We start from the raw sequence: 14411 nt of genomic DNA, 5'->3' as shown, positions 1-14411 counted from the left end.
AAAAGATAGTTTCATTGTTTAAACGCCTAAAGCTTGCTAGGTTATTGGTTGATAATAATAAACTTATTTACCATATGATGATTTTACGTGAGTTCAAGCAACACGATACCTTTCAAATCGTAACCATTTTGAACAATCAACAAGTAGCTCGCTATTTGTCCTCTAAAATTCCATTTCCGTATACGCAGGCAGATGCGAATTGGTGGATAAACGAGGGAGCAAAATGTGGCATCATTAAAGCCATCGAAGTTGATGGCCTGTGTGTTGGTTGTATTGGTGTTATTCCTGGTGAATTTGAGTATAGCCGCAGTGGCGAAATTGGCTATTGGCTTAGTCAGCAATATTGGGGGCAAGGTATTATCACCCAAGCCATTGGGTTGATTATTAGGGTCTGTTGACCTTTCAAGGTTAAATTTGCAACAGTCTGTTTGGTATTTAGGCAAGGCAGAGCCTATGAGGTGTGGTTATTCCAAATAAATAGGCGATAACGCAGTATTAATGCTAAACAGGCGCTGCCCTTCGGGTTCTGCCTAGGGGCTATTTACTCTTTGTTGCTCGGTTTTGACTTAGCCCACTAGGTTACAAACCTCGCGCCGCGATTAAACCGCCCCTAGTTTGAACAAATTGTAATCCGCAAAGGTCAACAGACCCTAAAGAAGTGTTTAAAAGTACTAATTTAAACCGTATTTATGCGGCTGTATTTGCTGGTAATGCGGGCTCAATAAAGGCGCTGCTTAAAAGTGGCTTTAATACCGAGGCTATTTTAAAACAAGCAATTTATAAAAATGGTCACTATTTTGATAGCCATATATTTAGCATGCTAAAAACAGAGTAATTATTCTAATTAAATGTTTGCAAAGGTTGAATTAACCCCCTCTCGCCCAAAGCTCGTGTATCAAGGTACAAATTTTATCTGCCTATCCGCGCATTATTGTTGAGCCGTGTATTGTTTTAAAGCTTAAACATTCGGTAATAGGTGGTTTTTTCACTTTATTTTGGAGATTTTTATGTCTACAACTAGCCGTCAATTTACTTTAGCCTCGCGCCCACATGGCGCCCCTACCAATGACAACTTTGAATTTAAAAGCAAAGAGCTTCCATCGTTAAAAGAGGGCGAAGTACTGTTGCGTACAATTTACTTATCATTAGACCCCTACATGCGTGGCCGTATGAGCGATGCTAAATCGTATGCCGACCCTGTCGAAATTGGTGATGTAATGGTTGGTGCAACGGTGTGCCAAGTAGAAACATCTAAAAACGATAAATTTAGCGAAGGCGAATGGGTATTAGCGTACACAGGTTGGCAAACTTACGCCATCTCAAATGGCGAAGGCTTAATGTCATTAGGTAAAGAACCAACAAACCCTTCATACGCATTGGGTATTATGGGTATGCCTGGCTTTACCGCCTACATGGGTTTACTCGATATTGGCGCCCCTAAAGCAGGTGAAACCGTGGTCGTTGCAGCAGCAACGGGACCTGTTGGTGCAACGGTTGGCCAAATTGCTAAAATTAAAGGCTGTAAAGTGGTTGGAGTTGCCGGTGGCAGCGAAAAATGTGCTCATGCCGTTGAAAAGCTAGGCTTTGATGCCTGTATTGATCACAAAGCCGATGACTTTGCCGAACAATTAGAAAAAGCATGTGACCAAGGCATTGATGTTTATTATGAAAATGTGGGCGGAAAAGTGTTTGACGCCGTATTACCTTTGCTTAATACCTCAGCGCGCGTGCCTATCTGTGGTTTGGTATCGCAATATAATGCGACCAGTTTGCCTGAGGGCCCAGACCGAATGGGCATGTTAATGGGACAATTACTAACTAAGCGCATCAAAATGCAAGGCTTTATTATTTTTGATGATTATGGCCACCGCTATGACGAATTTGCACAAGACATGCAAAAATGGCTACAAGACGGAAAAATTCAATACCGCGAACATCTGGTAGAAGGCATTGAAAACACCATCAGTGCATTTAACGACATGATCAGTGGGAAGAACTTTGGTAAAACCGTAGTAAAGATTAACAGCCCACTATAATAACATTCAGGCTGTGTTGTAATTCAACACAGCTCAATAAGGAAGAAAATGATTAAACTACACCATTTAAATAAATCTCGCTCTAAACGTATTATTTGGTTACTAGAAGAGCTTGAGGTCGATTACGAAATTGTTGCTTACCAACGTAACACTGAGACTTTTTTAGCCCCTGATGAGCTTAAAAATGTGCATCCGCTGGGTAAATCGCCAGTTATAGAAGATGATGGCTTAGTGATTGCCGAGTCTGGCGCTATCACAGATTACCTGATCACTAAATATGGCAAAGGTAAATTTGCCCCAAAAGCAGGCACCCCTGATTACGTTGACTACCAGCAATGGCTACATTTTGCAGAAAGCTCAGCAATTTTACCGCTTTTACTCAAAATGTTTGTGCAAAAAGATGGTGCTAAAACCCAGTTTTTAGAGGGCTATGCTGATGCAGAAACCGCTAAAGTGATTAGCTATTTTAACAGCCGTCTTGAAGGCAAGCGTTATTTAGTGGGCGAGACCCTAACCGGTGCCGATTTTATGATGTCGTTTATTGTTGAAATCGTTAAAAATGCAGGCCAGTTAGAGCACTTTAAAAACCTGGTTAAATACGATGAGCAATTACAATCTCATGAAAAATTTCATACCGCTAACGAGTTAGAAGCCAAGTACGACTAACTTACCTTTCGCTTTGATTGTGGTTTCACAGTCAAAGCGATACCCGCTTTTCTATTCAGGTCTATCAAGATAAATTTGTTTAAAATCATTAAAATGTGCTTCAAAAAGTGCAACTAAGTTTGGATCAAAATGATTACCTGCACCTTTAATTATTTCCGCTTTTGCGTCATCCATACTCCAAGGCTCTTTATAACAACGGCGACAACATAACGCATCAAACACATCAGCAATCGCAGTAATTCGTCCCTCTAAACTGATTTCTTGCTGTTTTTTTGCGTGCGGATAACCGGCTCCATCCCAACGCTCGTGATGATCAATCGCAATGTTTGCAGCCATATCAATAACAGGATTAGCTGTCCCTTTGAGAATTTCCCAGCCCTTAGTGGTATGCTGTTTCATAATTTCCCACTCGTCAGCATCTAATTTTGCTGGCTTATTTAAAATGAGATCTGGTACCCCTACCTTTCCTACATCATGTAATTGCGCAGCTAGGCTAATTTTATCGCAGTACGCTTGATTTTGATTATGCAGCTGCGCGAGTAATTTTGCATATAAGCCAACCCTAATTACGTGAGATCCCGTTTCCTTGGAGCGCGACTCCATGGCACCTCCCATCAGTGAAATAGCCAGCTGCTGGGTTTCTTCAATTGAATTAGCTAATAATAAACTTTCAAATGTGAGAACAACATTGCCCAAAAACAAGTCAACAAGCTGTTGCGCTTCTTTTTTAACCGGTTGCAATGATTGAAATGCGAGTATTGAATCTAGACCTTTTTGTGAATGATGAAAATAAACATAATGATCTTCTGCAATAAAATTCTGCTTGGTTTGTTTCGCCCTTAAAAAGTACTCTTGATGCTTTTTCGGAATACTATCAATACCACTTCCCGTGAACAGATGTATACCTGAGACTTCCCCTTCAATCATTTGCAACTTTTCATCTAACTGACAAATACCAAATACTTTAGGCGCATCTATATATAAATTGGCCGAGCTCATATTCAGTACAAGTTTTAACTCTTCCATGACAACAGAGGTAAACTCTACCAAGTCACCAATTTGGGTAATGGTAGAGATAGCTTTTATTAGTCTTTTTAAATTATAGCGGTGAGTTTGTAGCATACAAATATCGCGGTAGGCTCGTAAAGAGGTATAAAAAATCAATTCAAGATCTTGGCTTTGCAGTTGGCTCTTCGCTTTATAGCCATCAATATCATAATCGCGAATAACACTGCGCTCAGGCGCAACCCCAGGCTGACCTGTTCGCAAAATAATTCGACTATAACCATTTTGTAAGTCTTGGCGAATAAATCGCGCAAGATCTAATCCTGCATGTTCTGTTTCCATTACGACATCTAGTAAAATTAATGCGTAACGTTCTGAGCTTTGTAGTTTCTCTTTCGCCTCAGATGCACTGTAAACACTGTGTAGTTCAACAGGGCGTTGCTCAAATTCAAAGCGCTTCATTGCAAGTTGAGTTACCTGATGCACCGAGTCATCGTCATCAACAATTAAGATTTTCCATGGCTTAGCATTGCTGTTGGCAACCGCTTTATCTGACACTACATCATCTTGTAACCACTCCATAAACACACCCTGCTATTAATTAATTCGGTGGCGTTACCGGAAATTGAATGAAAAAATAAACGCCTGTGGATTCTTTTTGCTTTACTGCAATTTGCCCTTTCAGGCGGTGAACTACGAGGTTATAAACAATATTCATCCCCAAGCCACTGCCGCCACCCGCTCTATTTGTGGTGTAAAACGGGTCAAACACTTTTTTCTGAACTTCATCTGTCATGCCTTGACCACTGTCTTGATAATGAATACAGACAGAGTCTGAGTACTCAATATGAACACTTATCTGCCCTTTTTTTCTACCATTTTGAAAACCGTGAATAATTGAATTCATTACTAAATTAGTGAAAATTTGCGCTAAGGCACCAGGATCAGAATACACTTCTGGCTCAGGCTCCGTTGCACTAATGGTAATATCAACCGGTGTTGCTTTAAGGGTATGATAGAGGCTTTTTAGCACCTCATTAAAATAACTACTTACATACAAATTACGTAATTCTTCGGTTGTTTGATCAACCGCTACACGTTTAAAACTGCTTATTAAATCAGCGGCACGTTGCATGTTTTTTAGCAAAATGTCACAGCTTAAATCAACTTCACTAATAAACTCACTAAACTCTGTTTTACTTAAGGTGCCAGAAGCCACTTTGTTTTTAGTTTCGATTAACATTTCTCGCAAATGAGATGTCGCTGTCACACAAACACCTAACGGTGTATTCACCTCATGTGCCACACCACTGACTAAACTTCCAAGTGAAGACATTTTCTCTGCTTCAACAAGTTCCTGCTGAGTGCGACGAAGCTCTATGGTTTGCTCAAGTAGAGCCTGCTCTGCCTCATGGCGTTTACTCGACATTAAATTAATAGAATCACTTAAACTGTCATAAGGGCTGCGCTTAGAAACTGTTTGAGAAAAATCCCCAGCTGCAATCGCAGAGCAAACCTGATCAATATCTTTACTGGCTTTAATTAAACGCTCAAAGCTTCTAAACATGGTGCCAAGCTCATCCTTTTGAGTCATATACTTTTGAACATGAATAGATAAATCTCCATTAGCTAGCTGTTCAACAGATTTAATCGCAATATTAATACGCTTGGTTGTTCGGTTAATAAAATACCAAAAGAGTAAAAACACCAGTAATACACTTGCAAAAGCCGCTGCCAATAATGGGCTAAATTGCGCTTGAATAGGCCCAATAATATCGGTTTCAGAGCGACGCACTATCACTGTCCAATGCCCAGTGGCAACCTTGGCTTTATCAAAATAGAATATTCCAGAATCAAAAGGATCGTTAGCAGATAATATTTCTCTTGCTTGCCCCTGTAATTTTAGCTGTTTGGCTATACTTGCATAATCTGTGTCTAAAATGGCTTTCGTTTTTAGTCCTGAATGATTTAATGTCGTGGCAATCACGTTGTCACGTTGGCTGAGTAACAAAACATCAATTTTTAGTTGCTGCTTTATGGTTTGTAAGAATTCCGTTATATCAGCAAGTGCTCTATCTACACTTGCCATACCGACAAATTCGCCATTAATAATAATTGGCGAACTTTGTTCAACCAGCATTCTTCCCTCGTAAACATAGGGCTCAGTGATCATCGTCTCGGTATTACCATCACGTAAAAACTGTTGACGTACTCCCTCATAATAAAGACTTGATTCCATATCGACCAAGGGCTCAAGTAACAAACGTTCAGAGTCATTAAAATCACGATGCCAATAAGGTAAAAAACGGCCAGTTTGGTCTACATAAACGCCCTCTTTTAACGGTGGAGCATTAATATAGGCTTGATCTTGATTATCGGCATTAGGCTCATAACCAAACGAAGCCCCCACAAATGAAGGGTTCATTTTAAGCACTGCACGAACAAAATTAATACTTGCCTCTCTATCACCAAACAACCCATTTTGCTGTGCTAAGGCCATAATCTCTGTAGTGCGTACCGCTAATTGCGTTTCTTCATTTACCTTCGCGGCAATCGTATCTGCCGTCTGGCTTAAATTTAGTTTTGCTTGTATAACAGCCTGATTAAGGCTAGTTGAATACCAATAACTCAAGATACTGGCAATAATGAGCATGACGGGCAATGCCAAATACAGCAGCATCTTTCCTTGCAAAGAGTGTATGAGTGGTAGTCGCATAATTTTAGGCTTAAACAAGCAAGCCAACATCCTGAGGATCTGAAGTATTAAGCTTAAAAATTAGACTATAAAAACTTTCTAGGCAAATCAATTGTGTAGAAATTAATGCAGAAGCGGGGTATTAAAATACCCGCTATATAACGGACAAGGTTGTTAAATAGAGTATCGCTTGGAAACAAAAGCGTTATTTATATAATTTATCAGACTCGCTGAGTTGTAGAGCAGACTGTAAAGTTCTTATTGTTTAATCGACCAACCGATAACCCACAGCGGGTTCAGTTAATATGTATTTTGGACTAGCAGGGTTAGCTTCTAGTTTTTGTCTGAGCTGCGCTACATGTACCCGCACATATTCAGGACGGTCTATGTACTGCGCTCCCCAAATATGGCTTAAAATTGCATTATGAGTGAGTACTTTATCTTTATTTTGAAACAGCAATAATAATATTGCGTACTCTTTTTTAGTCAGTTTTATCTCATTCCCCGAGGTGGTTACTATGTGCTTTTGTGGATCTATTTTTATATTCCCACAGGTAAACGCCACACTCGGCTGACTTTGGGTGCGCAATAACACCCGAATTCTGGCGAGTAACTCATTCGCGCTAAACGGTTTGGTAATATAGTCATTTGCTCCATTATCAAGCGCGGTTACCTTTTCAACTTCGCCATCTCGCGCTGACAGCACCAAAACAGGTAAGGCACTCCATTGTCGAAACTCAATCAGCCAGTCTTGACCGTCCATATCTAACAAGCCTAAGTCTAATAACACAAGATCATAACTTTGCTCACTTAAACGTGCAAAACCATCTAAGCCTTTATCACAAATACTTAGCTCGTAACCACTGGCTTGCAACAAGGTTTTTAAAAAGCTTTGTAAAGGGGGAGAGTCTTCCAATATTAAGATTTTAGTCATTGTCTTTTTCCCAGATCAATTTTGCGTACGCCATCTGTGTCTCGTTGTTAATTGTTAATGTAAATGTACCTTGGTGAAATTTAGCCACCACATCACAAATAATACTGCCCAGCCCAACGCCTTCATCGCTACTTGTTTGCGCTTTAGTGATCACGTTATTAGTGAGAAGTAACTGATAACATACCTTTTGCTGATTGCTACTTTGAGTAAATTCAACGCTCACCTTCCCATCACCATAACGCCATGCATTTTCGAGCATATTAGCTAGCGCAATTTCTAATAAAGTCACATCCCCTATGCATTTTGACTGAGCGTCTATATTGGTATCTATAACAAAATGGGTGAGTTGCTGCTGTCTGCGAGCTTTGGCTTCACTGAGTAATGCTTGTAAGTTTATTGTTTGCCAACATAGATTTTCACCCATTTTATTAACTCGGCTTAACTCCATGACTTTATCAAAGTGTTGATTAAGTATTTTACTTTGCTCATAAATATTACTCGCTTGCTCTTTTATCACGCTGTCGCTGAGGGTAATTTCATCATCTGCAAGCATGCTGGATGCGCCCATAATAGTTGCCAATGGTGTGCGTAAATCATGTGACAAACTACGTAAAAGTGCATTTTTAGCGCGTTCTAATTCCGCTTGCACCGAAATAGCAGCCGACTGCTGGCGTAATAACGTTTTTTCATGTACTTGATAAAGCAGCGAGATAGCGGTATCAGCAAAAGCTTTTTGCCCTTGCGTTAACCGTTTAGTAAAATTAAACCCGCCCCTGCTCGGGTTAGCCTCACTAAGTAATATAAATTCACTGTTGCCTCGCGGTGCTGCAGGCATAAATGTGCAAGATGCATTTAAATGCTTACCGATCCGCTGTACAAAGTACTTTTTTTGTTCGTCCAGCGTATCTAGGCTATTTAGGTCTTTTGCCAGTTCATACAAGGTGCGGCTATTACTTGCGTGTAATTGCACATCTCTGACTTTAGTACTGAGCTCCCCCGCCAATTGACTGATCACAAAACCAACAATTAGCATAACAATAAAAGTTACTAAATATTCTATGTTTTCAATATGAAAAGTAAAATTAGGGGCAACAAAAAACCAATCTGTACATGCGACACTTACTAAGGTGGTCAGTATCGCAAGGCGACGGTTACTACGTACAGCAACCCAAGTCACCCACAATAACTGAAGCATTACAATATCGGTTGTAGTAAACCAGTTACGTACAGGGAAAATGGCCATAACCACAATTAATGGCATTATTACCGCCAAAAAAAATGCTTTATACCACCTTGGTTTGGCCTCGACCTGATTCATTAATTATTCCTCTAACATTTGAGCACTTAGGTTACTGCCTTTTCGATATTGCCTCTATAAAGTTTTTATAAAGTTTTTTATCTCGTTCGTTAAATCTTTATAAAGCTTTGCAGTGCAGCGCTGACTTTAGTATTTGATCCCGTATATTCAACTCAACTTTAGTGATTGCGTGTTACCTGCAATAGGTATTTGATAAGGCGTATTGATGATAAATTGGAGAATCACCTTAAGACTACTCGCCTTTCCTATTATTTGGATGGGAGTGGTGCAACTAGTATTCGCAGCGCTTTCATTATTTATTTTTAAAGATCGCGTTATTAGTGCGTTTCTTATTTCTGGCGCAACGATGATCTCAGTCGCTTTAGTGCTACTTATCAATTTACGTAAAACAGATTATACCGGTGCAACATTCAGAGATGCACTCATTTACGCCACAGTAACGTGGATTATAGCCGGTGTGTTAGGCGCTATTCCCATTTTGGTTGTCACTGGCGTTAACTTTAGCGATGCAGTATTTGAGTCAATTAGCGCCTTAACTACTACTGGTGCAACCGTGCTATCAGGGCTCGATAACATGCCTGCTAGCTTTTTATTGTATCGACAATTTTTACAATGGATGGGCGGTTTAGGCATAGTAATTTTTGTAGTGGCTATTTTACCTATGCTGAATATTGGTGGCATGAAATTATTAAAAGCAGAAACCCCAGGCCCCATTAAAGACGAAAAATTAACTCCGCGCGTTGCCAGTACCGCGCATTATTTATGGGGTGTTTACTTTGCAATCACGCTACTTTGTATTTTAGCCTATTACGCTGGCGGAATGAGTTTTTACGATGCGATTGCACATGCCTTTACCACAGTTTCAACTGGGGGGTTTTCAACGCATGATGCCAGTATGTGGTATTACCGCAGCCATTTACTGCTGTGGATAGCTAATGTCTTTATGCTTGCAGGTGCGATTAACTTTGCCTTGCACTTCAAAGTGGCGCACAAAAGAGCCATTACTAGTTATTATCACGATGAAGAAACACGTTATTTTATTTATATCGTCGTGTTTTTATCAGTTCTTTTAACTACTATGTTGCTGCTTAAAGACAGCTACTCAAATGTACTTGAAGCATTTAGTTTCTCCACATTCCATATTATTTCTTTTATTACCAGCACCGGTTATGGCGCAGCAGGCTTTACTGACTGGCCAGCTGAGGCTGGGGTTTTACTGGTTATTGCTGGCTATCTTGGTGGTTGCGCAGGTTCAACCGCTGGCGGAAATAAAATAATTCGTAACATTATTGTTGGCAGAATGATTAATAACAATATTAAACAGCTACTCCATCCAAGAGCGATATTTACACTTAAATATCAAGGTTCGCCCGTTAAAGAAGATGTACGCCATGCAATTATGGCATTTATGACCTTTGCTGTTGGTACAAGCTTACTGTTTACAATGTTGCTTATGGCAACGGGTCTTGATTTTTGGAGTGCATTTACTGCGGTAGCTGCTTGCGTCAATGTACTTGGCCCTGGGTTTGGTGAAGTTGGCGCTAACTTTCAACCCGTTTCAGATACCGGTATTTGGATACTCTCGGTCGCTATGATCGTGGGCCGGTTAGAATATTTTACTGTTTTTGCACTTTTTACTCATAGCTTTTGGAAAAAATAACGAGGAATAATATGGCACATTTTACAGTGATTGGTTTAGGTCGCTTCGGCATTGCAGCAAGTCTTGAGTTAATTCATTTAGGGCACACAGTGACTGGCGTTGATAGTAACCCAAAACTCGCCGAAAAGTATGTTGAGCATTTATCTGAAACCGTCGTTTGCGACTCCACCGATGAAGCCGCGCTTAAAGAGCTTGATTTAGCGAGTAGTCAGGCTGTTTTAGTGGCGATTGGGGAAGATATGCAATCGAGCATTCTGTGCACGCTTGCATTAAAAAACTTAGCTGTTGAGCAAATATGGGTAAAAGCGAGTACTAAAGCCCATCACACTATTATCTCTAAATTAGGTGTAACACGCATTATTCACCCTGAGGAAGAAATGGGGGTGCGCGTTGCACAAGCGCTTAATTACCCGATAGTGAACGACTATATTTCATTAGGCAATGGCTTATACGTTGTTGAAGTAAGTATAAAAGCTCACCTACATAAAACAAAACTAGGGCATCTACTCAGAGAAATAAAAGGCACTGTAGACCCTCTATTGGTAAAGCGCGCCAAGCAAACGTTTGTCAAACTTGATGACGACTTTGAGTTACATACCCACGACACCTTACTGCTATCAGGTAGCCGAGTCGAATTAAACTATCTAGCTCCAAGGCTCTTATAATCATGGTTTTATGGCACCCTCTCAAAACGCCTATTGAGCGCAAAGTCAGTGGGCATAAAAAAATCAATGCGGCTCCGCCTCTTATTTTATGTTGCAGTTTTTTAATATTAATAACGCTAGGAGCATTGGCATTAAAACTGTCTTTTGCAACCTATGAGCCTATTTCATGGATACAAAGTGCGTTTACGGCAACCTCTGCGGTGACTGTAACTGGACTGGTTGTAGTGGATACCGGTTCAGTGTTTACCCCTTTTGGACAAGGCGTTATTGCGTTATTAATTCAACTGGGTGGTCTGGGGTTAATGACCTTTGCGGTTGTAACTTTAATGGCACTGGGTAATAAAGTTGGCTTTATTCAAAAAACAGTCACCAAAGCTGCTTTTAATCAAACAGATACATCTACGTTGGTCAATACCGCTAAGTCTGTTTTACTGTTTGCACTAATCGTAGAATCCATAGGCGTTGTTATTTTAACGCTGTATTGGCTACCTGAAATGGGTTTACAGAAAAGCTTTTTTCATGCTCTTTTTTATACCATTAGCGCTTTTAACAATGCAGGGTTTGCATTGAGTCCTAACAGCTTAATGCAGTATGTTGATGACCCCGTTGTGAATTTAACTATTACCGGTTTGTTTATTATTGGTGGGCTTGGCTTTACCGTATTAATGGATTTATATAAATCAAAGCGTTGGGCAAAGCTCAGTCCCTACAGTAAATTAATGTTGATCAGCACAGTTATTATTAACGTTATTGCATTATTGCTTATTTACGCGATTGAATACGATAATCCAAAAACACTGCAACCACTGTCTGAAGTAGGTAAATGGTTAGCTGCTTGGTTTCAAGCTGTCACTCCCCGTACTGCGGGATTCAATACCATTGCTATTGAAGAATTAAAAAATGCCAGCACCGCTTTAACTATGATGCTTATGTTTATTGGTGGCGGCTCTTTAAGTACCGCAAGTGGCATTAAAGTCGTTACGTTTATCGTTTTAATTTTAGCAACCTATAGCTACCTAAGACGTGACAAAGGCGTCACTGTGTTACGCCGAGAAATAGACAAAGAATCTGTGTATAAAGCATTAGCTTTAACCATTATTTCAGCAGGAGTCACTTGGTTAGCTATTTTTACCTTACTGGTCGTCGAAGATGCGCCTTTTTTAGATGTTGCTTTTGAAGCGGTATCTGCACTGGGGACGGTAGGGCTTTCACGTGGTTTAACATCCTCGCTATCACCACTGGGAGAGTTTATTATTATGTTTTTAATGTTCATGGGCAGAATAGGTCCGCTCACTATCGCCTATTTTTTAGCAAGTCCACGCACTAAAAAGCTAAGATACCCAAGCGCGCAACTCTCTATTGGCTAACAAACATTCACGCGGGTTAATCAGCCCGCGTTTTAAATACCCGCTAGCTCCCGCTCAGTAATACACTCACCCGATGCCATTTCAAATTCTCGACACGTTAATGGGCGATTTTCGTAAATAGTACACATGAGGGTATTTCTATCAAGTGCTTCGCACCAGCCATCGTCGCCGCGCTTCATGACCTCACTGCCCCATTTGTCGTAATCAATATATCGAAAAGGAACACCGGTATCAGTGACAATACGCACTTCTAATTGGCAGCAACACGCTTGGCAGTTAGCGCAAGTGACTGGTTGGGTATTGATATTTTCAACAGCAATGATTGAGTTTGGCATACAGACTTTTGATAAATGATATACAAGCTATAGGATACACGAGCGAGGCAAGGGTGACAGTAAAATAACGTCAGATATTAAACATCGTTATATTGTAATTAACTAATCACTAAAAAAGCGTGCTGATTAACCAGCACGCTTATTTAAGATTAAAAATTGAAAACCACTTTAACGTTATCCGATACAGCTGATGAAGAGACAAAGCCAATGGTGTCAGGGTTAGCTGCGACCATTTTGATTACTTCACTGTCATTTTCTAACTCTTTAGGTGGTGTGCCCTTTCCTGTGAAAATTAGTTTTGACCAATATGCTTTTAACTGAGAAGACGTTTTATTAAGTAATTTACTATTAAATTGCTCGGTTGCAGCACTACTTGGTTCTTGAGATATTGGAATGATCTTATTGCCATTGCTAAATGACTTTTCTTTTCCTGTATAAATTCGGCTGATAACAGACTCATCAAAGCTACTTTCATTTGAAGGATGCACGATAATAGCAAAATCTGCATAGGCGAAGTTCGTAAACAGGAATATTACACTTAATATTAATTTTTTCATTTTACTTCTCCTTAAAATACAACATCGACACCAAGCGTGATAGCTTTACTATCACCGGCCACAGCTAAATCAAACGAGTCATCTTTGACTCTATCGTATTGCACTTTAAATGCAGCTGACGGATGAAAGTCCCACCTCACACCAACAGCAAATGTATTATGCTGCTCTGTATCACCTTCACCTTCTTGTTCGAAGTCTGAAAACATGACATAAGGTGTAATAGAGTCAAAACGATAGCCCGCACTGATCATATAAGTGTCGAGATTACCATCTAAGTCTAAGCGGTTAAGCTCACTTAAAACGAAAAAATCACCAAAATCAAGATTTGCAGCTAAACCATAAAATTTACCATCTCTGCTATCTTTGCCGTCCCACAAAACCGATTCACCCGCACGAAAACGCTTGTTGGTGTATTGCATGTGGGTCACTCTTAGTTCGAGCCAGTCACGATTTAGTAACAGTACGCCGCCTAACATATCTTCCCAAATTTCTCTTGTTGGCTCTTGAAAGAAGAAGTCTGATAATAGCTTGTTATCGTCATCGTCCTCTTTACCGGTATAAATATTCGCAGACACTCCCCAGTCACCTATAGAACCTGAGTAGAGTAAATTAACGCCCTCGTAGTTAAATACTTGCCATGTATAGTTATCTGCAGGGGCTCGCATCCATACATATGCATAACCTACATCGAAAAAGTCTGAGTAGTAAAATAGTGGTAAACGCTTTTTACCTGCTTGAATAGTCCAATTATCATTAATATCGTAAGAAATATAAGCCCATTCAAAGTTTGCCTCAAAGTCGTTGACTCCTCTGGCAACTAGCTGACCTGTTACAGAAAGACCTTCACCCAAATCGCCTGATACCTGTAATCCAATCAAAGACTCTGGCGAAAAGGATAAATCTTCAGTGTATGCACTAACATTTGGATAGTCCGCAAGAAATGTTGGTTCAACGCCATATTGCGGGACACCTGTACCGCTCAGTACCTTACCTGCATTAATACTTGCAAAACCCGAAATATTAATTTCAGCATAACTACTTGCTGATATAAATGCTCCCAATAGTATAATTTTTTGCAGTTTCATTGATCACCTCATTATTATAATGGCTGTCATAGCCAAATTGAGTATAGTAAAGCAAGAAAAAGAAACAAAAAATTAACACTCTTTTATT

The 14411-nt window shown here is 40.0% G+C and carries 13 protein-coding genes and 1 pseudogene; 7 read left to right on the top strand and 7 right to left on the bottom strand.

The features are described 5' to 3' along the window. Nucleotides 1-74 precede the first annotated feature (74 nt). From AAGD16_RS15750 to AAGD16_RS15735, 4 genes and pseudogenes are all read left to right on the top strand, one after another. Nucleotides 75-383, top strand: a pseudogene (locus AAGD16_RS15750) (GNAT family N-acetyltransferase); the annotation flags it as partial. 275 nt (nucleotides 384-658) lie between these two features. Further along, a complete protein-coding gene (locus AAGD16_RS15745; protein ID WP_013462910.1) occupies nucleotides 659-835 on the top strand; it encodes a GNAT family N-acetyltransferase in 177 nt (58 codons plus the stop codon). A 172-nt stretch (nucleotides 836-1007) separates the two neighbouring features. Next, the gene (locus tag AAGD16_RS15740) at nucleotides 1008-2036 is read left to right on the top strand and encodes an NADP-dependent oxidoreductase (RefSeq protein WP_013462909.1); all 1029 of its coding nucleotides are present in this window, start codon (nucleotides 1008-1010) and stop codon (nucleotides 2034-2036) included. Between the two features lie 48 nt (nucleotides 2037-2084). Continuing rightward, complete coding sequence (locus AAGD16_RS15735; protein WP_016899137.1) at nucleotides 2085-2702, top strand: glutathione S-transferase family protein; 618 nt, start codon at nucleotides 2085-2087, stop codon at nucleotides 2700-2702. 51 nt (nucleotides 2703-2753) lie between these two features. On the opposite strand, the gene AAGD16_RS15730 is transcribed toward AAGD16_RS15735, so the two are convergent. From AAGD16_RS15730 to AAGD16_RS15715, 4 genes are all read right to left on the bottom strand, one after another. Continuing rightward, on the bottom strand, nucleotides 2754-4289 hold the full coding sequence (locus tag AAGD16_RS15730; RefSeq protein WP_033103016.1) for an HD domain-containing phosphohydrolase: 1536 nt from the start codon (nucleotides 4287-4289) through the stop codon (nucleotides 2754-2756). A 19-nt stretch (nucleotides 4290-4308) separates the two neighbouring features. Then, a complete protein-coding gene (locus tag AAGD16_RS15725) occupies nucleotides 4309-6423 on the bottom strand; it encodes an ATP-binding protein (protein ID WP_377114983.1) in 2115 nt (704 codons plus the stop codon). A gap of 244 nt (nucleotides 6424-6667) precedes the next feature. Next, entirely contained in the window at nucleotides 6668-7336 is a 669-nt protein-coding gene (locus tag AAGD16_RS15720) for a response regulator (RefSeq protein ID WP_024602614.1), read from the bottom strand. Then, on the bottom strand, nucleotides 7329-8654 hold the full coding sequence (locus AAGD16_RS15715; protein WP_290190470.1) for a DUF4118 domain-containing protein: 1326 nt from the start codon (nucleotides 8652-8654) through the stop codon (nucleotides 7329-7331). Before AAGD16_RS15715 ends, AAGD16_RS15720 begins: the two co-directional genes overlap by 8 nt. A gap of 205 nt (nucleotides 8655-8859) precedes the next feature. On the opposite strand from AAGD16_RS15715, the gene AAGD16_RS15710 reads away from it, so the two are divergent. The 3 genes from AAGD16_RS15710 to AAGD16_RS15700 are packed head-to-tail and all read left to right on the top strand — an operon-like array spanning nucleotide 8860 to nucleotide 12346. Then, nucleotides 8860-10314, top strand: coding sequence for a TrkH family potassium uptake protein (locus AAGD16_RS15710; RefSeq protein WP_290190469.1), 1455 nt, complete (start codon nucleotides 8860-8862; stop codon nucleotides 10312-10314). Nucleotides 10315-10325: 11 nt separating this feature from the next. Next, nucleotides 10326-10979: a TrkA family potassium uptake protein gene (locus AAGD16_RS15705; RefSeq protein WP_016899132.1), complete on the top strand. Its 654-nt coding sequence runs from the start codon at nucleotides 10326-10328 to the stop codon at nucleotides 10977-10979. Nucleotides 10980-10981: 2 nt separating this feature from the next. Then, nucleotides 10982-12346, top strand: a complete 1365-nt coding sequence (locus AAGD16_RS15700; RefSeq protein WP_033103020.1) for a TrkH family potassium uptake protein — start codon at nucleotides 10982-10984, stop codon at nucleotides 12344-12346. Nucleotides 12347-12378: 32 nt separating this feature from the next. Here AAGD16_RS15700 and AAGD16_RS15695 read toward each other — a convergent pair whose 3' ends face one another. The 3 genes from AAGD16_RS15695 to AAGD16_RS15685 all read right to left on the bottom strand — a co-directional run bounded on the left by AAGD16_RS15695 (nucleotide 12379) and on the right by AAGD16_RS15685 (nucleotide 14323). Further along, complete coding sequence (locus tag AAGD16_RS15695; RefSeq protein ID WP_013462899.1) at nucleotides 12379-12681, bottom strand: YkgJ family cysteine cluster protein; 303 nt, start codon at nucleotides 12679-12681, stop codon at nucleotides 12379-12381. A 149-nt stretch (nucleotides 12682-12830) separates the two neighbouring features. Continuing rightward, the gene (locus AAGD16_RS15690) at nucleotides 12831-13238 is read right to left on the bottom strand and encodes a substrate-binding domain-containing protein (RefSeq protein WP_013462898.1); all 408 of its coding nucleotides are present in this window, start codon (nucleotides 13236-13238) and stop codon (nucleotides 12831-12833) included. 11 nt (nucleotides 13239-13249) lie between these two features. Further along, nucleotides 13250-14323 carry a porin gene (locus tag AAGD16_RS15685; protein ID WP_377114975.1) on the bottom strand — a complete coding sequence of 358 codons (1074 nt, stop codon included), beginning with the start codon at nucleotides 14321-14323 and terminating at the stop codon, nucleotides 13250-13252. Nucleotides 14324-14411: the final 88 nt, after the last annotated feature.

The organism is Pseudoalteromonas sp. M58, assembly GCF_042604605.1.
In the GTDB taxonomy this organism is placed as follows: domain Bacteria; phylum Pseudomonadota; class Gammaproteobacteria; order Enterobacterales; family Alteromonadaceae; genus Pseudoalteromonas; species Pseudoalteromonas tetraodonis.
Note: the sequence above shows the minus strand (reverse complement) of the source record. Positions and strands in the feature narration are given on the sequence as shown.

Bases quoted from the DNA above. Each gene is read 5' to 3' on its own strand.
- AAGD16_RS15740 (WP_013462909.1), top strand. From the start codon at position 1,008: ATGTCTACAACTAGCCGTCAATTTACTTTAGCCTCGCGCCCACATGGC.
- AAGD16_RS15735 (WP_016899137.1), top strand. From the start codon at position 2,085: ATGATTAAACTACACCATTTAAATAAATCTCGCTCTAAACGTATTATT.
- AAGD16_RS15730 (WP_033103016.1), bottom strand. From the start codon at position 4,289: ATGGAGTGGTTACAAGATGATGTAGTGTCAGATAAAGCGGTTGCCAAC.
- AAGD16_RS15725 (WP_377114983.1), bottom strand. From the start codon at position 6,423: ATGCGACTACCACTCATACACTCTTTGCAAGGAAAGATGCTGCTGTAT.
- AAGD16_RS15720 (WP_024602614.1), bottom strand. From the start codon at position 7,336: ATGACTAAAATCTTAATATTGGAAGACTCTCCCCCTTTACAAAGCTTT.
- AAGD16_RS15715 (WP_290190470.1), bottom strand. From the start codon at position 8,654: ATGAATCAGGTCGAGGCCAAACCAAGGTGGTATAAAGCATTTTTTTTG.
- AAGD16_RS15710 (WP_290190469.1), top strand. From the start codon at position 8,860: ATGATAAATTGGAGAATCACCTTAAGACTACTCGCCTTTCCTATTATT.
- AAGD16_RS15705 (WP_016899132.1), top strand. From the start codon at position 10,326: ATGGCACATTTTACAGTGATTGGTTTAGGTCGCTTCGGCATTGCAGCA.
- AAGD16_RS15700 (WP_033103020.1), top strand. From the start codon at position 10,982: ATGGTTTTATGGCACCCTCTCAAAACGCCTATTGAGCGCAAAGTCAGT.
- AAGD16_RS15695 (WP_013462899.1), bottom strand. From the start codon at position 12,681: ATGCCAAACTCAATCATTGCTGTTGAAAATATCAATACCCAACCAGTC.
- AAGD16_RS15690 (WP_013462898.1), bottom strand. From the start codon at position 13,238: ATGAAAAAATTAATATTAAGTGTAATATTCCTGTTTACGAACTTCGCC.
- AAGD16_RS15685 (WP_377114975.1), bottom strand. From the start codon at position 14,323: ATGAAACTGCAAAAAATTATACTATTGGGAGCATTTATATCAGCAAGT.